The 19,149-nt window shown below is 52.0% G+C and carries 13 protein-coding genes, 7 pseudogenes and 1 other annotated feature; of the genes and pseudogenes, 12 read left to right on the top strand and 8 right to left on the bottom strand.

Annotated elements, in window-relative coordinates; genetic code table 11:
- Positions 1-393: 393 nt before the first annotated feature.
- A pseudogene (locus tag ACQE2I_RS18680) lies at positions 394-1,159 on the bottom strand (IS3 family transposase); the annotation flags it as partial.
- Positions 849-965: a sequence feature (AL1L pseudoknot), on the bottom strand. (Overlaps the previous pseudogene by 117 nt.)
- Positions 1,160-1,429: 270 nt before the next feature.
- On the opposite strand from ACQE2I_RS18680, the gene ACQE2I_RS18675 reads away from it, so the two are divergent.
- Positions 1,430-1,834, top strand: a complete 405-nt coding sequence (locus tag ACQE2I_RS18675) for a UvrD-helicase domain-containing protein (RefSeq protein ID WP_193057410.1) — start codon at positions 1,430-1,432, stop codon at positions 1,832-1,834.
- A gap of 12 nt (positions 1,835-1,846) precedes the next feature.
- Here ACQE2I_RS18675 and ACQE2I_RS18670 read toward each other — a convergent pair whose 3' ends face one another.
- Positions 1,847-2,053 (bottom strand): hypothetical protein, encoded by a 207-nt coding sequence (locus ACQE2I_RS18670; protein WP_427031515.1) that lies wholly within the window; start codon positions 2,051-2,053, stop codon positions 1,847-1,849.
- 217 nt (positions 2,054-2,270) lie between these two features.
- Between ACQE2I_RS18670 and ACQE2I_RS18665 the strand changes: the two are divergent.
- A pseudogene (locus ACQE2I_RS18665) lies at positions 2,271-2,662 on the top strand (transposase); the annotation flags it as partial.
- Positions 2,647-2,784 (top strand): annotated as a pseudogene (locus ACQE2I_RS18660) (IS30 family transposase); the annotation flags it as partial. The pseudogenes ACQE2I_RS18665 and ACQE2I_RS18660, both read left to right, overlap by 16 nt.
- A 220-nt stretch (positions 2,785-3,004) precedes the next feature.
- Here ACQE2I_RS18660 and ACQE2I_RS18655 read toward each other — a convergent pair.
- Genes ACQE2I_RS18655 through dctP form a run of 3 tightly spaced genes read right to left on the bottom strand, consistent with a single transcriptional unit; the run spans position 3,005 to position 5,856 of the window.
- The gene (locus ACQE2I_RS18655; protein WP_192536307.1) at positions 3,005-4,306 is read right to left on the bottom strand and encodes a TRAP transporter large permease; all 1,302 of its coding nucleotides are present in this window, start codon (positions 4,304-4,306) and stop codon (positions 3,005-3,007) included.
- Positions 4,299-4,817: a TRAP transporter small permease gene (locus ACQE2I_RS18650; RefSeq protein ID WP_192536308.1), complete on the bottom strand. Its 519-nt coding sequence runs from the start codon at positions 4,815-4,817 to the stop codon at positions 4,299-4,301. Before ACQE2I_RS18650 ends, ACQE2I_RS18655 begins: the two co-directional genes overlap by 8 nt.
- 28 nt (positions 4,818-4,845) lie before the next feature.
- Entirely contained in the window at positions 4,846-5,856 is a 1,011-nt protein-coding gene (gene dctP / locus ACQE2I_RS18645; protein WP_192536309.1) for a TRAP transporter substrate-binding protein DctP, read from the bottom strand.
- A 172-nt stretch (positions 5,857-6,028) separates the two neighbouring features.
- Between dctP and ACQE2I_RS18640 the strand changes: the two genes are divergently transcribed.
- The 7 genes and pseudogenes from ACQE2I_RS18640 to ACQE2I_RS18610 all read left to right on the top strand — a co-directional run bounded on the left by ACQE2I_RS18640 (position 6,029) and on the right by ACQE2I_RS18610 (position 13,554).
- Positions 6,029-7,456 carry a PLP-dependent aminotransferase family protein gene (locus ACQE2I_RS18640; RefSeq protein WP_192536310.1) on the top strand — a complete coding sequence of 476 codons (1,428 nt, stop codon included), beginning with the start codon at positions 6,029-6,031 and terminating at the stop codon, positions 7,454-7,456.
- On the top strand, positions 7,437-8,681 hold the full coding sequence (locus ACQE2I_RS18635) for an NAD(P)/FAD-dependent oxidoreductase (protein WP_192536311.1): 1,245 nt from the start codon (positions 7,437-7,439) through the stop codon (positions 8,679-8,681). Before ACQE2I_RS18640 ends, ACQE2I_RS18635 begins: the two co-directional genes overlap by 20 nt.
- Positions 8,682-8,705: 24 nt before the next feature.
- Positions 8,706-9,066 (top strand): annotated as a pseudogene (locus ACQE2I_RS18630) (RidA family protein).
- A gap of 87 nt (positions 9,067-9,153) precedes the next feature.
- A pseudogene (locus ACQE2I_RS18625) lies at positions 9,154-9,285 on the top strand (IS256 family transposase); the annotation flags it as partial.
- 71 nt (positions 9,286-9,356) lie between these two features.
- Positions 9,357-10,540: pseudogene (locus ACQE2I_RS18620) on the top strand (IS3 family transposase).
- Between the two features lie 1,432 nt (positions 10,541-11,972).
- Positions 11,973-12,311 (top strand): helix-turn-helix domain-containing protein, encoded by a 339-nt coding sequence (locus tag ACQE2I_RS18615; protein WP_193057445.1) that lies wholly within the window; start codon positions 11,973-11,975, stop codon positions 12,309-12,311.
- Complete coding sequence (locus ACQE2I_RS18610; protein ID WP_192536201.1) at positions 12,298-13,554, top strand: type II toxin-antitoxin system HipA family toxin; 1,257 nt, start codon at positions 12,298-12,300, stop codon at positions 13,552-13,554. Before ACQE2I_RS18615 ends, ACQE2I_RS18610 begins: the two co-directional genes overlap by 14 nt.
- 166 nt (positions 13,555-13,720) lie before the next feature.
- Here ACQE2I_RS18610 and ACQE2I_RS18605 read toward each other — a convergent pair whose 3' ends face one another.
- A complete protein-coding gene (locus tag ACQE2I_RS18605; protein WP_225734486.1) occupies positions 13,721-14,431 on the bottom strand; it encodes a hypothetical protein in 711 nt (236 codons plus the stop codon).
- 21 nt (positions 14,432-14,452) lie between these two features.
- Between ACQE2I_RS18605 and tnpA the strand changes: the two genes are divergently transcribed.
- Both tnpA and ACQE2I_RS18595 read left to right on the top strand, forming a co-directional pair.
- Positions 14,453-14,869, top strand: coding sequence for an IS200/IS605 family transposase (gene tnpA / locus ACQE2I_RS18600; protein ID WP_192536200.1), 417 nt, complete (start codon positions 14,453-14,455; stop codon positions 14,867-14,869).
- 439 nt (positions 14,870-15,308) lie between these two features.
- A pseudogene (locus tag ACQE2I_RS18595) lies at positions 15,309-15,468 on the top strand (IS30 family transposase); the annotation flags it as partial.
- A gap of 59 nt (positions 15,469-15,527) precedes the next feature.
- Here the strand turns inward: ACQE2I_RS18595 and ACQE2I_RS18590 are convergent.
- Positions 15,528-17,297 carry an ABC transporter ATP-binding protein gene (locus ACQE2I_RS18590; RefSeq protein WP_192536199.1) on the bottom strand — a complete coding sequence of 590 codons (1,770 nt, stop codon included), beginning with the start codon at positions 17,295-17,297 and terminating at the stop codon, positions 15,528-15,530.
- Positions 17,294-19,129 (bottom strand): ABC transporter ATP-binding protein, encoded by a 1,836-nt coding sequence (locus ACQE2I_RS18585; RefSeq protein WP_192536198.1) that lies wholly within the window; start codon positions 19,127-19,129, stop codon positions 17,294-17,296. Before ACQE2I_RS18585 ends, ACQE2I_RS18590 begins: the two co-directional genes overlap by 4 nt.
- Positions 19,130-19,149: the final 20 nt, after the last annotated feature.

The raw sequence follows: 19,149 nt of genomic DNA, 5'->3' as shown, positions 1-19,149 counted from the left end.
GGCCAATGTTCAGGCTGCTTGAACGTGCTTGGTATATGTGTCCAACTTGGGCGAATTTTTTCACTCTTTCTTTTACTTGTTTATGTCAGGATAATTGTTTTAATTCATATAGTTGTATAACGGTAATGTCCCTTTTCTCGGGTGCTACCCACAGGCTGTTCTGGAATTCGAGTTGATCTGTAGTCTCGGTTTGTGGCTTAAAGTCCAAATATCCCAACTTACGGGTAAGTGTCACAGGCCTATGTGAAGAAGCGTACTGATCAGGGCCTTACAAAACTAGAAATTATCCGTTGTCTGAAGCGCTACATAGCCCGGGAGGTTTACCACATCATTCGCGCCGGAAATCGAGCGATCAATCAGGTACAAATAGACACTTGATCTTTAGAAATGCGTCAGTACCAATCCCGTTTTCATCGACGCTGCTACACGCCAACCTACGATACAGCGTGCATAAACATCGATAACGAACGCAACGTAAACGAAGCCAGACCAGGTAGCGACATACGTAAAATCGGCCACCCAAAGCTAATTAGGACGCATGGCCGTCAAGTCACGTTTCACTAAATCAGGTGCTCGTTTCTGGCCGGGATAACTGATCGTCGTGAAGGGGCGTAGGCCTCGCACCACGCCGCGAATCCCTAGGCGTCGCATGAGCCGTTCTACGGTGCAACGAGCAACATTAACGCCCTCACGGCGAAGTTGCCGCCAGACCTTACGAGCACCGTAGACGCAGAAGTTTTCCTGCCACACCCTCTGAACCTCCGCCGTAAGAATCGCACATCCTGCGGATATCGATCTGCCCGCCCCTCAGGATCGGTCTCAAGTGCCTTGTGGTGGTAATACGTCGATGGGGCGATTGGCAGCTGGCTACAAATCGACTCAACCTCGAGCTGAACACGATGCTCGTCGATAAATGACACCATCAATTGGGTTTCCGGTCGAGTTCCGCCTGGGCGAAAAAAGCAGCCGCCTTACGGAGAATTTCATTGGCGCGCTTCAATTCGACGTTTTCACGCTCTAGCTGCTTGAGTCGTTCATTTTCAGGCAGGTTAACCGAGCTATCTTCCTGTGTGAGTTCTGAGCGTTTGCACCAGGCTCTTAAGGTCTCTGGTGTACAACCAAACTTGCTGGCAATGGAGCAGATCGCCGCCCACCGCGTAACAGTGCTTAAAGAAAATCCGCAACGGCGCCATATTGTCATCATCATGCGATCATGGGTGGCTGGTCTTTTACCTTGCTGACTTAAGAAGTGGCCTTTGGATACTTGGTATATATTGAGGACAAGGAACCTGAGCTTCCAGTTCCGGCAGGTTTTGAGGTATATATTGACTGGATCCGGCAACAGGACTTCACAAGTGCAAATGCGGCCATCGGCAAGGATTATCGGCACAAACTCGCCCCGAACCTGTGCCTGGAGGACATTCTGGAAGTGGTGAGGACATCTGACTGGTCACTGGCCCAAGACATTCGCATCGCCCTTCACGCCTATGTGATCAGCGCCGACAAAGAGATCAGCTACCGTCATTGGCCGCTCCCCAAAGGGGCTGCTTCCAAAGATAAAGATCGACAGGCCATCGTCACCCACCATGCCAAGCAACTTTGGCTGCAAATGAGCGACCTGAATAACCGCAACGTCTCTATTACCCACGACGGCTATTTCAAGTTGTTCCAACTCAGTCAGCCGGATTTGTCGTCGCGTTACGATATTGTTCTGCTCGATGAAGCTCAGGACTCCAACCCCTGCGCGGAAGCGATTGTGATAGACCAGCCCAGGTGCCGCGTTCTTTTGGCCGGTGATCCGTACCAGGCCATCTATCAGTGGCGGGGAGCCTAGAACGCCATGGCGTCACATCGCGTTAAAGATGTCACCGTGATGCGCTTGGCTACGTCCTTTCGCTTTGGCGCAAAGATCAGTGACACGGCCAATGCCTTGCTGGCGCTGCAAGGCGAAACCGTCCCGCTCAAGGGACTCGCCGACCGGCAGGATTGCGTCGTGCCTGCCCAGCAGTTCAGGCTCAAACACTCGCCAGTACCGCAGGTGACGTTTTGGCAAGGGGGGCGGCCTACACTTCTCACGCCGCCAGCTCTCGGTTCACCTGGTCGGCGGCAGTGATGCTTACCCGATTAACGACATGGAAGATCTGTTCTGGCTCTCGCGTGGCAAGCGCAAAAAAATACGCAGTAAGCAATTGCTGAAGGACTTTGAAGATTTCGATATGGCGGTCTCAATGAGCAAGTGCAACACTTAACCTATCAGGTATGGTATTGCCATGACTCATTGTTATCGCCATCTTTCTGCTGAAGACCGAGCTGCCATCATGCTGATGCAGGGGCACCACTCGATTCGTGCCATCGCGCGTCAGCTGGATCGTGCACACAACACCATTTCACGAGAACTGACACGCCACACGGTCAGGTCTGACATAGCGTATGACGCTAGTCTCGCTGGATACCGAGCCTGACTGACCCACTGTCGGCCTCGACGTTCTCCGAAGCTGCACCTCGATGGTGAGCTGTTCGAACTGGTGGCCTACCTGCTGCGCAAGTACTGGTCACTAGAGCAAATAGCCCACACTGAAGCGTAAATTTCCTGATAACACTTACCTCCATGTCTTCACACGAAGTCATCTACGATGCGCTCCAACTTATAGCCAAGAAGAGCTAGATGCCATTGCTTTAGAGCTAAATATGCGGCCTCGAAAACGCTTTGATTTTAAATGTCCGATAGAAGTCATGAGCGAGCTAATGGCCAAGTATCATGAGAGCCCATCAACTATCCAATGAGGGTGTTGCACTCAGAATCTGCATCCGCCCTTATCATTTAAGTTCTCCACAAATCCATTCGGAGCAAGCCTACCCGGCTAAACAAAGGCCCAAAGATTACTGAAATTTCCGCTATCCATTATCGCCGGGTGTCTAATGGTCAATAACCGCTCAGGCTTGATCCGGTGATTCAAACCAACTCTGTCTGTATACTCTTCCTTTAACGGACACAAGTTTCCTATTAATACCCCATCAGACGTGGCAGTGTCAGCGACAGCGCAGGAAAGTAAGTTGTCAGCATGACGACAGGCATATACGCAAATAGCAAGAACACACAGGTGGGAGAAAGCATCTGTACCAACGGCACCTTACCCACTAAGGAACCAAGATAAAGTAGCGGCGCGGTAGGCGGTGTAATCAGCCCCATACCTAAGTTGGTAGTGATGATCGCAGCGAAGTGGACAGGATCAATCTCAAGATTATGCATGATGGGCATCAACATAGGCGTGGCCAACAGGATAGCGCTAGCATCGTCCATTAGCATGCCAACAACAATAAGAAACAGATTAACCATCAGCAGCAGGATGAGCGGATTATCGCTAACATGCGTAAAGCCTTCAAGCATCAGCTGCGGCACATTCTGCATCGTCAGCATGCGCGATAGCATAGAGGCAAAAAAAACCAGCACCAGAAGTACCCCGGTCATCTGCCCAGCCTTCCAAAGGGTTGTGTATAGATCCTTCCAGTCCATATCGCGATAGATCAGCACACTCAAAGGCATGGCATAAATAACCGCCACAGCGGCCGCCTCGGTTGGCGTAGTTACCCCCCCATAGATACAACCGAGAATAATCAGCGGCATGAACAGGCCAAGACTAGCTCGGCGGCCACGCCGGGCAACCTCTTGCCCCCACTCGCGCGCTGGTAACGCTGGCATCTGCTGCAATGGCATACGGCGAGTAAGCACCCAGTTCCAGAAACAGAACAGCGCGATGAGCAAGAAAGCCGGTATGATCGGCGCAAGAAACGCAGCCGTAATAGAAGTGCCAGACACCCAGCCATAAAGAATAATCGACGCACTAGGCGGCAATAGCAGCGCCAGCACGGATGAGCAAGATACCAAACTAGTCGCATAGCCACGGTCATAACCGTTCTCTACCATGCGAGGAATCATCGTAGTGCCAATCGCTGCGACTGCAGAAGAAGCCATACCCGATATTGCACCAAACACAGCCGTTGCGAGCACAACCACAATACCTAAGCCACCGCTAAACCGACCCACGATGGATTCAGCTAAATCAATAAGCCGATTGGCGATGCCGCCTTGGCTCATGATCGCCCCAGCGATTATATAGAGCGGAATAGCCAATAACACCACAGAAGACACTTGACTAAAGCCAGCACTCACCAAGAACGTCGCGTTCCCAAAATCGCCAACAGTAAACAGAAACAGCACTGCAGCCGCAAAGCACAGCGGAACCGGCAAACCAATCACTAGTAACACGCATAGAATCACTGCGTCGATAAGAATGTATTCAAGCATGGGTGCCTCGGCTCCTCGTCCAGAGGACGATGGTCTCAATCAGCTCAAAGAAAAAATATAACGTCATCAAAGCCAGGCCGACGGGGATCGCCATTTGCGCATATCCCACAGGAACATTAATTTCGGTAGACATCATATTGAATTGCAGCGACCACTTAGCCAGGCCATAAGCCCAGACTGTCATCCAACCCGATATCACCACTGACAATGCACCAACCAAAAGCTTAATCACACGCTGGGCAAGCTCACCCCGCCAGACCAATGACACTAACGAAGCAGACATATGGCCACGCTGCTCGGCGCCGATAGCGGCGCCGAGGAAATACAGCCACACGGCTATGTAACAAGCGATTTCTTCAATACCGAAGATCGCCATCGAAAATACATAGCGCGAAACCACCTGAATAAAGATCAGCAGTGTGATAGCCAATCCCGACATCACCACCAGAAAGCGCTGTAGGGCAACCTTCGCACACCATAAGCGGCACAGAAAACGAGAGACTTTTAACATATTGTTACCTCGCTAAGGCTTCGTCAGCTCAGTCTAGCGCTAGGCCTGTGCGTAGCTCGCTCATCATGTCGTCACCCAGCTCATCGCCAATGTCTGGCCACACCTGCTCGCGGGTAAAGGTTGCTAACTGTTGTAATTGCTCAGTGGATAAACGAACAACATTCACGCCCTCTGCCTCAAGCGCTTCAAGCTGTCGCTCATCGGCGGCTTCCACCTCATCAAAGCGTTGGGAAGAAACCTCTTGGGCAACATCTACCAACAATTGCTGGTCAGATTCCGGTAGCGACGCTAGGCGCTGCTGGTTCATGACAAACCAACCCAGCTCTAAGTGGTCGTTGTACTGAACCCAAGTCTTCGTGATGTCCTTGAAATTGCTGTAAGCCATTTCAGGAGAGCCACCAATCTGACCATCCACAACGCCCGTTTGCATACCGGTGTACAGCTCAGCCCACGGAATAGTAGCCACTTGGTAGCCCAAGTTCTCCATCAAAGTGCGGTGCGTGGTGCCGCCCGGCCATACACGAATTCGCAAATCCTTATCTTCGCCTGGCGTAGCCGGGTTATTCACTTCTTTCGTAAAGCCCGCGCCGCCCATGCCATCGGCAAACACACCCAGCAAGCGTAACCCCTGCTCCTCAATTAACCCATCCACGATATTGAAGGCAAAACCATCACGCTCGTAGGCCGATTCAGCTTCCGCATAAGTGGGTGCAATGTAAGGAAACCAAGCAATCGCTAAGCGCCGATCAAAATTAGTAGAAAGAGGTTGTAGGCCAATATCGACCGCACCCTGCATAAGCAGAGCGTGCGTTTCCGTCCAGTCACCAAGTTGGCTAGAAGGATACACAGAGATATCAATACGCCCATCGCTACGCGCCTCGACTTGATCAGCGAATGCCTGAGCTGCCTGCCCAGCGTCCGAGTCCGCACGATACATATGGGTTAAACGCAGCGAAACATCCCCAGCATATGCGTAGACTGAACTCATACTCACGGCCGCAAGCGTCGTAATAGCGAAGAATTTACGTAGAGGCTGCATAACCTTCTCCTGATCCATCGTTGTCTAGTTAGTATTATGTTTAATTGTATGGCGACACAATCAATACAATCATGGAAAATTGTGAATATCAATCCTCAATATCTTGGTTTTTTCATTCAAAACGCATATTATTTGTCAATACAAGCAGCACAATACATCTAAAGGCACTTCAATGTTAGATACTCTGCTTACAGAAGTAGAGAAGGAGCTTGGCTCCCTCAATCACCCTGAACCGCTCTATATCCAGCTAGCCCAAGCGCTTTCGAACGCCATACGCTCGGGCCAGATTGGGCTAGGTGAAAAACTTCCACCGCACCGTGAGCTGGCGAAGCGTTTAAAGGTCAATGTTTCCACCGTCACTCGAGCCATGGCGATTCTACAGGACGATAAACTGATCGAGACCCGGCCCGGACGCGGCACTCGTGTTTCCGCCTATCGCTCAGAGGAAGCCCAATTCCAATCAGCACCACTTAACGAAACAGGCATCATCGATCTCAGCGTTAACCGCCCGGCTACCGATGCCTATAACCATGTACTCGCAGCACTATTGCCCGAATTACCGCTAGACCCCCGCTTTTCTTCCATGAAGGACTATCACCCTTCCGAAGGGCCAACCTGGGCGCGTGAAGCTGCCGCCGCCTGGCTGTGCCAGCAAGGGCTAACAGCGAACGCCTCACAGGTCATCATGTGCGATGGGGCACAGCACGGCCTAGCGCTAGCGCTTCGCGCCATCGTCGAACCGGGTGAAACAGTGCTGGCTGATGACATTACTTACCAAGGGATTGCCGCCCTGTGCCGCACGCTGGATGTAAACCTTGAGGGCGTGCGTACTGACGAACGGGGCATGGTGCCGCAAGCGCTTCAAGACGCCTGCAACAAACACGCGCCTCGTGCTGTTTTCATCGTTAGCTCCATACAAAACCCAACGGCCGTTACCTTGGACCAAGAACGGCGTAACGAGCTGTTAACAGTGATAGAAGCAGCGGGCGTACTGCTGATAGAAGATGATGTCTACCGGCCACTGCTGGATACGCCTATTCCCCCCCTAGCCAGCAGCCTGCCTGAGCAAACGCTTTATATAACCTCGCTATCCAAATGCGTGGCTCCCGGCCTACGGATAGGCTTTATACTCGCCCCCGCCGACCTCGTTACCGATTTAAGCTCCAGCCTACGCGTAGATTGCTGGAGTACAGCGCCACTTTCTGCCTTGGTGGCAACACGACTAATGGAAAGCGGCAAAGTGCGCGATTTAATCGTCGTTCAGCGTGAGGAATTACGCGCACGGCAAGCAATACTCCGCCAAATAATGGGCGACCTAGACGTACACAGTGGCCCCACAGCGCCCCACGCCTGGCTGAAACTGCCTGACAGTTGGCAAAACCACCACTTCAGCAATGCGTGCCTCAACAAAGGGGTAGCGGTGCTCCCTGGCTCAGCATTTGTCCTCGCCCCCCAGAACACCTCTAACGCCATACGCATCAACCTCTCTGCGGCCTCCACCCGTGAACAGCTTACCCACGGGCTGACGGTCATCGCTGAGTTGTCTCGAAACGGTCCACCCCCTCAACCAAGGCTTTCTTATGACTCCAACACGCAATGAGATTATCGTCATCGGCGGTGGCGCCGTAGGTATTGCCTGCGCCCTATGGCTGCGCCGCGATGGTCACCAAGTCGTCCTGCTAGAACCTGAGGACATTGCCGGTCAATGCTCCTATGGCAACGCCAGCACACTTTCAGAGTACGGTTGCACCCCTGTTGCCAATGCCTCTGTTTGGTCGCAGTTGCCTAACCTGCTGTTCTCTAATAATTCTCCCTTCGTGGTTCAGTGGACGCGCCTTCCAGAGCTAATGCCCTGGTTGTTGCGCTTTATGGCCCAATGTAACAAACGCTGCGCAACGATAAATGCGCAGCGCCTTGCACGCTTATTAGGGCAAACTTTCAGTGGTTATGGCCCCCTGCTTGAAGCAGCACCCCAAGCACGTGAGCTGATTCGCAATGAAGGCTGCCTATACGCCTATACCACTGAAAAAGGGCTAAAAAGCGCGCAAGCGGGCATTGCTTTACGCAGCTCGCTCGGTGTCGAGCAAGAGATACTCAACGCTGCCGGCGTTGCAGCCCTAGAACCCGCCATGGCGGGGAAAAGCGTTGGGGGCGTCCTCTTCCCAAACTCGTGCCACCTCCGCGATACACAAGGCTTTATACAGGCACTCGCCCAGCCCCTACTTTCGGAAGGCAGCATTCTAAAAGGCCGCGCACGCGGATTACGCACCGCCAACGACGGTGTGCATATTGAGTGTGAGGATGGGAAAACGCTCTTGGCTGATCGCGTTGTATTAGCTGCAGGTGCCTGGTCAGCAAAACTTGCCGCCACGCTTGGCGAACGTATTCCACTAGATACGGAACGAGGCTACCACGTTGAGTTTGAGTTAGGCCGCGAAGTGCTCACGCGCCCCACCTGCCCTGTAGAAAGCGCCTTTTATATGACCCCCCTGGCCAACGGCCGCCTTCGCGCCGCAGGCACCGTAGAACTTGCCTCGCTACGCGCCCCCACCAACCCAGCACGCATCCGCTTTATCGAAGAACGGGTACGTAAGCTGATGAATATTGACGCCCCGGTTAGCCACCAATGGATGGGGATGCGCCCCACCCTACCCGACTGTGTGCCGGTGATTGGCCCCAGCCGCTACGACTCCCGGGTTATTCACGCCTTCGGGCACCAACACCTCGGCATCACCTTAGCCGGCACCACCGGTGAGCTTGTAGCGGCGTGCGTACGCGGCCAAGCTCCTGACTGGCTTAACGATTATAGCGCCGCCCGTTTCTAAAACCAAGAGCCACCAGGATCACCCATGTGCATTCAACGCCACAACACCTCCCCCCGCATGAGCCAAATTGTCGTGCATGGCAACATGCTCTATCTTATAGGCCAAGTAGGGGTAGGGAAATGTGGCGAGCGCCCCCTAACAAACCCGCCAAGCTCTAGCCGAAGTAGAGCGCCTACTAAAAGAAGCAGGCTCTTCGCCTAAACATATTCTGCAGGCCATCGTCTGGCTAGCCGACATGAAAGATTTTGAAGCAATGAATGCCGTATGGGATGCACGGGTACCCGCAGGCCACGCCCCAGCGCGCGCCCGTGGTGAATCTCGCCTGGCCGCCCCAGGCTATCTAGTCAAACTCATGATCACCGCAGCCATCATTTATCCACGTTAAGTACCTAAACGTAGCGACACGCAGTAATGTGCATGTGTTGCGTATCACCGCCGTTACCGCTCTACACAGTGTGTCATTATCTACAATCTTACCGATGAGCTGGAGCGCAAGATCATCGCCCTGTTTGCGCTCGGCAACAGCTATCAGGACATCCGGGCTCATATTGCCGAACTGTATGATATCGAACTTTCCAACGGCACCATTAATGCCGTCACCGATGTAGTGGCATAGTGAATTTGGCCACCTAATTAGAGGTGCTACTATGCACCAAGACATCACTAGGTGGCAGCATGGCAACAAGACCAAAACGTAACTTTAGCCCTGAATTCCGGCTCGAAGCAGCACAGCTAGTCGTTGATCAACACTATACGGTTCGAGAGGCGGCTGAAGCCATGAATGTGGGGTATTCGAGCATGGATAAATGGGTTCGTCAGTTACGCCAAGAGCGTGATGGCCAAAGCCCTAAAGCTACGCCCATGACACCCGATCAGCTCAGGATTCGCGAGCTTGAAAAGCGCATCCGTTACATTGAGATGGAAAAAGATATCTTAAAAAAGGCTACCACCGCTCTCTTGATGTCGGACTCCCTGAACACTTCTCGCTGATCGAGAAACTCAAGACGAGCTACCCGGTAAAAAAACTGTGTGACGTGTTTGGCGTGCATCGCAGCAGCTTTAAATACTGGAGGCAACGTTCAAAAAGACCTGTGTGTGCCACGAAAGCCAAGGAAATAGCCAAGGTCAGAGAACTATTTCGCGAGAGCGAAGGCTCGGCAGGTGCGCGCAGCATTGCAGAGATGGCGACAAGGCAGAATATTCCGTTAAGCCGCTATCGCGCTGGCCGCCTGATGGAAAAACTTGGTTTAGTGAGCTGCCAAGTTCCTGGGCACACCTACAAGAAAACAGGTGATGAGCATGTTGAGATACCGAACCACTTAGAGCGACAGTTTAACGTCGAGGCACCCAACCAGGTTTGGTGTGGCGACGTCACGTATATCTGGACTGGCAATCGCTGGGCTTATCTAGCCGTTGTCATGGACTTATTTGCTAGGAAAACGATTGGCTGATCAATGTCGTTATCACCCGATAGCAAACTCACCAGCAGTGCATTAAAAATGGCTTATGAGAGTCGTGGGCGGCCAAAAGGTGTTATGTTCCACAGCGATCAGGGCAGTCATTATACGAGCCGCAAGTTCCGTCAGACGCTCTGGAAATGTCAGATAAAACAAAGCCTAAGCCGACGTGGGAACTGCTGGGATAATGCGCCAATGGAGAGGTTCTTCAGGAGCTTAAAAGTTGAATGGGTGCCAACGTACGGCTATCGCTCATTCTTGCAGGGGCAGCATCATATCGTGAACTATTTAATCGGGTATTACAGCCAGCTTAGGCCTCACCAACATAACGGTGGTATGAGTCCAAATCAGGCAGAGGAAAAATACTGGGTTAACTATAAACCGGTGGCCAGTTTTACTTGACCACTACAGTTGAACCGAGTGTAGCGAAGCACAGTCGATTCTTCTTTGTATGATCTGTACACATTTTGCAGCATGAAACATCTCGCGGGGGATAAACCCTTTCTGATTGAAGCCTCCAAAGCGAATAAGAAGGATCGGGTCTATGTACGCTCTGTACAGATTACCCAGGACAGTAAGACAAGGCACCCACGTTCTATGTACGGAGTGAACGGGTTTCTATGTACGAATCGGACAGGTTTCTATGTATTATTTGGACGGATTTTATCGCTAAATTTCTGTAATTGATAGACTTTTTTGAGTCTTTCTTCTTTCCTTTAGTCCTTCTTCCCTTTCCATATATCCTTTAAAGATCGCAAGCCAAACCCTGAAAAGGTAATGTCCTCTACGCGGTTGTAACTCTAGCCACTGACAGTAACGAGCGCATCAAGTGATTCCCAGAGCAGACCATCGACATCGCCTCTGCTATCCTCGTATGCTGCCTCAAAATCCAAAATCCAAAAGCGTGTCAAAGCCAAAGGTGCTCACTATCAAGATTAAAGTCACCTGCCAGTATACGAGGCACACCAGGACAGGCTACCTCACCCAAACCACTGCCAATAGGCAGCCGGTCGCGCACACTGTCTCCATACAGAATATGCACGTAGGCGATTGCAAATATATCGCTCTCGCTGGTATCTCAATCGGTAAACAGCGCTGAGTACGGCTCCTATGAAAAGACACCAGCACCGTCGAAAAACACAGCGTCTCCACCGGATGCTTAAACTTACGATTCTCACCCCAAAAAACACATACGCTTCTTTTTAGCTGCTGCGGCCGATCAGGTGACTCATCACGTATCCTCAAGGTTCACCCGATGCCTGCTCCAACGAAAGATGCAGATTTTCAGCCCCTTCTTCGCAGTTCTAGTCTGGTGCCTGGTGCCACTGAACATAAGTTTTAAGCGTCTCAGTAGTCGCTCCACCTGCCATACACGTTACGACCGGGACATCAACGATCAAGCATCAAGGTATCTTGAAGTTGAAGGCTGAAGGACTTGCCCATCGAAGCTCGCGTAAATCCGCCACGTTGTCGGTAGCAGCCGTTGAAGAGGGAAGCCCCACCCATTAGGGCGGGGAGCAGTTACCTCATCACTTCTTGCACAGCGAGCAAATCGAAACTGTTGCCTATCTCACCCAAAGTCGCGAAGTCCTTACCGTAAATCCACCCTATGTGCTTAATGTTACAGGTTACGATCGCAACATCTGCCTGGGCAGAAAATGATGACATCATCAAAGAACCAAAAGCAGTTAACCTCAAAACCTCATCTGCCATCCAATTACCCATCAGTGACCAGCGCCCACCAGTAAGGCTCAAAGTTGTTCTCTAAGGTAAAAATGTAATAAATCGACATTATATTGTCGATAATAAAAGATATATATATTATAGTGTCGATATGAAAACACGGCATGTTACCCTCAGCCCTAAAGCCTCCCTCTCCCTGCGTCTGTTCGCCGGACTGATCGAAGAGGGTAGACTCAATAAAGGGTGGACCCGCGACGAGCTCGCTGATCGGGTTGGTGTTGGCGTGGTCACTATCCGTCAGGTCGCCAAAGGCTCATCCCGAGTGGCTATTGGAACTTATTTCGAAGCTGCGGCGTTGGTCGGCGTTTCGCTATTCACCAATGATCTGGACACACTAAACCGCGAACAAACGATCCAGCGAGACCGGCTAACATTGCTCCCCAAGCGGGTTCACCGCCAGCCACAAGAGCCTATTGATGATGATTTCTAGTCGACGCGCCTACGTTTGGATCTGGCTTCCCAGACAGACATTTCCAGTGGTCGCCGGTCTTGTCGAACGCGATGATCAAGACCACTATCGCTTTACCTATGGTCGTAGTTACCTTACACGCCCTGATGCGATCAGCCTATTCCCCGAAGAGCTCCCCCTTCGTCCCGGAAACCAGGAGAAAGTAGACGGTGCGTTACCTTCCTGCCTACGTGACGCCTCACCAGACGCTTGGGGGCGACGCGTCATTATCAACCGTCTTACGGGGCAAAAAGGCGATAAGGCTAATGGTGTCGACTTCAATGAGTTAGTCTATCTGCTCGAATCTGGCTCGGATAGAATCGGTGCGTTAGATTTACAGCAATCGCCCACTGACTACCGACCACAAGAGAACCAAGTTGCCACCTTGGATGAATTGCAAGAAGCCTCAGCGTATGTAGAGGCTGGAGAACCGCTGCCCCCAGCCTTAGACCTGGCCATTCAGCATGGCAGCAGTATCGGCGGTGCCCGCCCTAAGGCTCTGTTGAACGATCAGGATCGCAAATTGGTGGCAAAGTTCTCTTCTAGTACCGACCTTTACAGCGTAGTGAAGGCGGAATTTGTCGCCATGCGGCTCGCCCAGCAGGCGGGGCTGGATGTTGCGCCCATCAAGATGGCCCGCTCATTAGGCAAGGATGTACTGCTGATTGAACGCTTCGACAGAATGAAGACAGCTGATGGTTGGGGGAGACACATTGTGCTCTCTGCTCTCACGCTGCTCGGTCTGGACGAGATGATGGCCCGCTATGCCAGCTATGAAGATCTCGCCCATCGAATCCGATCTAAATTCAACCAGCCGGGGAAAACACTGGTCGAGTTGTTCAGCCGCATCGTCTTCAACGTACTTTGCGGAAATACCGACGACCATGCACGTAATCATGCTGCCTTCTGGGATGGTATGCACTATCGACTAACTCCGGCCTACGATATCTGTCCGCAGTCACGTACCGGTGGCGAAGCCACCCAGGCGATGCTGTTGTATGACCAGGAACGTCGCAGTCAGCTAATCCACTGTTTGGCAGCCGCAGAGCGGCTCGGTCTTAGCCGGACTCAGGCCCGTGAAATCATCAATCACCAGATTGCGATCATCCATGATTATTGGGATGCTGTTTGCGATGAGGCTGACCTAAGCCAGGTCGATCGTGACTTTCTATGGGGTAGGCAGTTTCTAAATCCGTTTGCGCTGGAGGGCTATTCTGAGAGATGAGACAGCATTCTCCTGGTTAGATACAGTCATGATGAAATCATCAAAGCACCAAAAGCGGGTAACCTCAAAACCTTATTTAGAATTATCATCAAAAGCTCATTTGCTATCCAATTGCACATCAGTGACCAGCGCCCACCCGTAAAGCTCAAAGCTGTTTTCCACGCTGTCACAAAGCAGCGTCAACGAAAGGATCGTAATCGCTGGTATAGTGCGCAGTATCCAACGCTTCGTAGTAAGCTGATCGCTGCTCTACCTTGATCAGGGCGGCACGGAATCCTGTTTTCATCAGCTCAAGGTCACGATAGAACCGACCTTCTTCCATCTTGGAGCCATCGCTACAGGTAGCTACGTCCTTTAACCCAAGGTCGATGCCGACAGCTCCCTGCCCAGTAGATGGCTTGACCTCTACGTCAACTGCGACGTTGAAGTACCAGCGGCCCAGGCTGTCTTCGTTGAAGGATCCTGAGCGGAATTTGTATTTCGACAGGCCGTAGCTATCCCAGACCTTGAAATGGTTGCCGTTGTGGAATACCTGCCCATTCTTCCACTTGGCCGCGCCGGTATTGACCGGAATCCAGCCAAGTGAGCGTCTCACACCCCGAGACTTACGCCACTGTAGGCGAGTCTTCTTGAATTGCTTGCGACGGACGACGTATTCGGCGGCAACACACTGCAAGGTCTGGCTGTGCAGGCCGAGGTCCTTGCCGGCACCTTTGGTATAGGGGTGCATGTCGTAGGCGGACAGAAACAGACCATTCTCCCGAATGGTTCGGGATGACAGTTCGTTCAAGTAGTTCTTCACGCTACGAGCCATGCGGTTCAGCTCTGATGCGTGTTTGTCCTTCACTCTGACCTTGAGGGTCTTGGTCTGTTTCATGCCTTAGAGTATACTTGGTCTATGGACAACAAACAAGCTATCAGAACAGGTCGCCACTGCGTTTCCCTTATGCACGCTCATTTGGTCTTCGTCACTAAGTACCGCGGCAAGGTGTTTAACGCAACCCAACTCACCACGCTGGAAAGGATATTGCGCGATGTATGCAAAGATTTCGAGGCAGATCTAGAAGAGTTCAATGGCGAGGAAGACCACGTACATCTGCTGGTCAACTTCCCACCCAAGGTGGCGGTGTCTCGGCTGGTCAACAGTTTGAAAGGTGTATCCAGCCGTCAGATGAAGCTGTACCACCCTGAACTAATCCAGACTGCTTACAGAAAGAACGCCCTTTGGAGCCCTAGCTATTTTGCTGGCAGCGTTGGCGGGGCGCCTATTTCTATCGTGAGGCAATACATTGAACAGCAGAGCAGGCCTACCTAGGGCCGCTTGTGCGGCCCACGCTATTAGAAGTACGGGGTTTTTCGCGCATTTTGATAAGGCAGATTGGTTCATGAATTTCTGGCATGGACATTATTACTGACGCCCTTCTACTATATCGTCTACTCGCGCTTCCTCGATATGCGGAAGGCGTACCAATTCCAGCTTGCCGCTTTGATTGATGTCGATACACTCAGCGGCTTTGCTGCAGGTGTCGAGCTAGAGCCTCAGCATGTCGGTAGGATGGTAGCCCGAGCGTGCGGTCGCCAGCCTCACACGTTCAAAGCTAAGAGCTTCGAGGTCGAGAGAATCGACGTACAGGTTGATCACGCAGATGGATATGATCGCTGGGAATCAGTTTCTCGGTAGACGGTGGTGACAGGTCGAGCATCACTCATGATTTAGCGTGCTATGCGATCAGGAATGCCTGAAAGCAGTTTTTGGAACGGACTTTCGGCATGTCACCGATGCCGAGGTGAGACGGGTGGTCGAAAAGCTGAATGACCGCGAAAACGACTTGGCTATATAGGATGCTGGCACAAGTGTTACTGGGAGAGTGCTCAGAAGCTCTAAATACCCCAGGTGCTGCACTTATTGCTTGAGTCCAAGATTGAAACAAGAAAATACCGGTCTTTTTTCCATCAGATCGGCTTTCACCGGACTATGCAGTAGAACACTGCGCCATTTGCATACGATAGTAGGTACCCTGCCGTGCCATCAGCGCATTGTGATTACCACACTCGGTTACACGTCCCGCTTCGAGCACAACAATCCTGTCTGCTCCCTGCACCGTGGACAGCCGATGGGAAATCACTATGACGGTACGACTCTTCACCAGATAATTCAGCGCGCCCTGCACTAGCGTTTCATTCTCTACATCCAGAGATGCGGTGGGCTCATCCAGTACAAGAATAGGACTATCTTTGAGAATGGCGCGTGCAATACTGATACGCTGGCGCTCTCCGCCCGACAGATTCCCGCCGCGTTCGCCCACAATAGTCTCATAGCCTTGCGGTAAGGCCTGCACAAACTCGTCACAATTAGCCAGGCGAGCCGCTTGCTGTACCTCTTCCCGGGTTGCCGACGGCCTGGCGATATGAATGTTGTGCAGCACCGTATCGTTAAATAAATAGACATCCTGGAAAACGACCGACACAAGCCCGCTTAATTCGGCTGCGCTCATGTGACGGATATCGGCGCCACCAATCCGTATCGCCCCACACTGAGGGTCTGCATAACGTTGCATTAGTTTCATTAATGTCGTTTTGCCGGCCCCCGATGGCCCGACGATAGCCGTCATGGAGCGTTCAGGAATAGATAAGGAGACATCACACAAACCGACCTTATTGCTATTGGCATACTGAAACGACATCTGGCTGAACTCAATTCCATAATCCCGGGGCTGCTGTTGCGGTTCAAACACAACCTGATTAGGCTGCGCTCTCAAGGTATCCAGATCGCCCATCGCTGATTCCAGCATATCAAACATATAGGTGTATAACACCAGACTGGATAATGGTTCGGCAAAGCGAATGACAATAACTAAAAACGCGCCAAGTAATGCCAACGGCAATTGCCCGATCATCACCAGATAAACACCAAGCAGCATCACCGTCAGCATCCCCAGCTCAACCATGCTCGTCATCAATAGATTAGGACTGGAGCCCAGTTGTGTATCCTTTCGCTGCATGGCTTCCAGATCGTCGAATCGGGCCTGCAAGCGATGACGCTGTGCGCTCTCCTGCCCTACTGCCTTCAAAATAGCCAAGCCCTGAATATATTCCACCGCATCTGAATATAATGCCTTATGCGCTTCATCAACGCCGCGCGCCGATTGACCGAAGGCCGGTCTTCTGCGGTGGTAGAAAAACACGATTGCTGGAAAAACGGCCAGCAGCGCTAACGATAACCGCCAGTCGTATGCAAGCAAAACGATAGCGACGATAATCGGCACGAGCAGCGACGTAAAAATCGCGTTGGCCACACCCAGAACATAGGACAGAGTACTATCCACACTGGTCAGTAGCGTATGGATCAACTCTCCTGAGCGCGCGCCCTGAATATCCTGCAACGGCATCTGACGCATCTTGCGCCCAAGCTCGGTACGCAAAAACTGCGTAATCATGATCATCTCGCCACGGAACTCAAAATGATAGGCACGCCATCGCAGCGCCGCTGAAAATGCAAAGCAAAGCGTAAAAATGCTTAACCAGACCAGCGCACTGTTCATATCATGAGTAATACACAGCGCGTCAATCAACGGTAATATGCTAGCCAACGCCAAACCTTGCAGAACCGCTGACAAACCTAATTTAAAGATACTAGACCGCAATGACTGGGCCCGATCACCCGCAGTACGCATCAGGGATTCCCAGGTTTTTCGTATTGGCGCGAACCTGCGATTCTCCATGGCTATTTCGGTTGTGTTCATACTGACGGCTCCTGGCCCGAAGTATCAATAAAGGACTGACGAATTGACCAGCCCTGAGCTCGCGTACGTTGCTCCCACATGCGATAATACAATCCGTTTTGGACGAGCAACTTATCGTGCGTCCCACGTTCACGGAGCAGGCCTTTTTCTAGAACTACGACCTGATCGACATCACGAATCAGCGACAGGCGGTGTGCAACCACTATGACCGTACGTGACCGCATCAATGCAAATAACGCCTGCGTGATAGCAACTTCATTTTCGGGATCGGCATAGGCTGTTGCTTCATCGAGCACGAGAATCGGTCGATCCAACAATACTGCTCGGGCGATTGTAATACGCTGGCGCTGACCCCCAGAAAGAAATACTCCACGCTCTCCGACCGGCGTGTCGTACCCTTTTGGCAACGGCATAATGAAATCGTGAGCTTGGGCAATTCTGGCTGCCTGTTCCACGTCCTTGGCTGACGCATCGGGACTGCCCAATCGGATGTTGTCTGCGATACTACCTGAAAAAAGAAAATTCTCTTGGAATACGAAGCCAACGATTTGCGACAAATCATCAAACGTCATATCCCTGATGTCCACCCCGCCTATCCGTATAGCGCCTTGGTCGGGATCCTGAAAGCGCGGCAGCATCGCGGCCAGCGTGCTCTTTCCGGCACCCGAAGGCCCGACCAGCGCAGTCACTGTGCCCTGCGGCACACTAAAAGATACCTGCTCCAGCGCAGCCTCGCCGGCTTCGTCATAGGCATACGAAACGCCGTCAAACTCGATGCTATAGTCGGCTGGCTTGCTGGCCTTATCAGCAGCAACTTCCCGGATAGTCGGCAAGTTGTTAAATTCATAAATGCGCTCAACCGGCTCTGCAATTTTCTGAAGAGTCGATTGCATAAACAGCAAGGGTAAGATGGTTTCCGCCAGTATGGCACTCACCAGCAGAAAGCCCACCCAGCGCCAAAGTTCCAACGTTCCGTCTCCGTAGAACAAGGCACCGATCCACAGTAGAAAAGTCAAAGTGAACAGCGGATTGAGCAGCACCATCAGCACATTGCCGAAACTGGCCACTTCGCGGTACCACCGCGACACAAACGCGGAGAACCGGTCCAGCGCATTCTGATAGCGACTAAACGTCGAATGCCCCCCATCAAATGTACGCACCACCGGCATTGCTTGGATGAACTCCACAATCGACGCATTCACTTCCTCACGGGCTTCTCCATAAACGTGAGTAGCCTGGCTATTATTGGCCGCGACCCGTCTGAGATAAAGCATCACGGTCACCAGAATCACAATCACCACTAGGGCTAGCCGCCAGTCCAGCCAAACGAGAAAGCCCAATGTGAAAAGCGGCGCAATCATTACGCGTGGAAACATCGGTGTCGTGTCGGCCACGAAAGCGTGTAGATCGCGGATGTCATCAACCAATACTTTGGACATTGCCCCGGTTCCCTGTTTTCGTATCGTCGCATTGGAAAGACGGGCAAAGTGCGCACTCAGTTGTTTGCGTAGGATATTTTCCAGACGAAACGCTGCCAGATGAGATAAGTAGAAAGCGGCCAAGCGCAGACAAAATGAAAGTACCACGCAGGCAACCATCGCAACGATCCAGTATCCCGCATGCGTAACCGCATTCTCTTCAAGATTCAGGATCAGAAATGCCAGAATTAGTGCTGTGCTCAACGAGGCGATTGTAGAGAGAGCCGAACATGCATATACCCAGCGCATACGCGCTCGAATGGGTTGGATCAGCTCCCAGACCCCGGGGCTGTGCGTCCCCTCGGGGGGGGTCGACTGTTGTTTATTCCTATCCGTCGCCTCGTCTTTTTTCATTACCACATCACCATCTCTTG

Origin of the sequence: Halomonas sp. H2, assembly GCF_050215315.1 — a bacterium.
Taxonomy (GTDB): Bacteria; Pseudomonadota; Gammaproteobacteria; order Pseudomonadales; family Halomonadaceae; genus Vreelandella.
Note: the sequence above shows the minus strand (reverse complement) of the source record. Positions and strands in the feature narration are given on the sequence as shown.

Excerpts from the sequence above, each read along its gene's own strand:
- ACQE2I_RS18615 (WP_193057445.1), top strand. The coding sequence starts at position 11,973 with ATGAAAACACGGCATGTTACCCTCAGCCCTAAAGCCTCCCTCTCCCTG.
- ACQE2I_RS18655 (WP_192536307.1), bottom strand. The coding sequence starts at position 4,306 with ATGCTTGAATACATTCTTATCGACGCAGTGATTCTATGCGTGTTACTA.
- ACQE2I_RS18590 (WP_192536199.1), bottom strand. The coding sequence starts at position 17,297 with ATGAACACAACCGAAATAGCCATGGAGAATCGCAGGTTCGCGCCAATA.
- ACQE2I_RS18635 (WP_192536311.1), top strand. The coding sequence starts at position 7,437 with ATGACTCCAACACGCAATGAGATTATCGTCATCGGCGGTGGCGCCGTA.
- ACQE2I_RS18605 (WP_225734486.1), bottom strand. The coding sequence starts at position 14,431 with ATGAAACAGACCAAGACCCTCAAGGTCAGAGTGAAGGACAAACACGCA.
- tnpA (WP_192536200.1), top strand. The coding sequence starts at position 14,453 with ATGGACAACAAACAAGCTATCAGAACAGGTCGCCACTGCGTTTCCCTT.
- dctP (WP_192536309.1), bottom strand. The coding sequence starts at position 5,856 with ATGCAGCCTCTACGTAAATTCTTCGCTATTACGACGCTTGCGGCCGTG.
- ACQE2I_RS18650 (WP_192536308.1), bottom strand. The coding sequence starts at position 4,817 with ATGTTAAAAGTCTCTCGTTTTCTGTGCCGCTTATGGTGTGCGAAGGTT.
- ACQE2I_RS18585 (WP_192536198.1), bottom strand. The coding sequence starts at position 19,129 with ATGAAAAAAGACGAGGCGACGGATAGGAATAAACAACAGTCGACCCCC.
- ACQE2I_RS18610 (WP_192536201.1), top strand. The coding sequence starts at position 12,298 with ATGATGATTTCTAGTCGACGCGCCTACGTTTGGATCTGGCTTCCCAGA.
- ACQE2I_RS18640 (WP_192536310.1), top strand. The coding sequence starts at position 6,029 with ATGTTAGATACTCTGCTTACAGAAGTAGAGAAGGAGCTTGGCTCCCTC.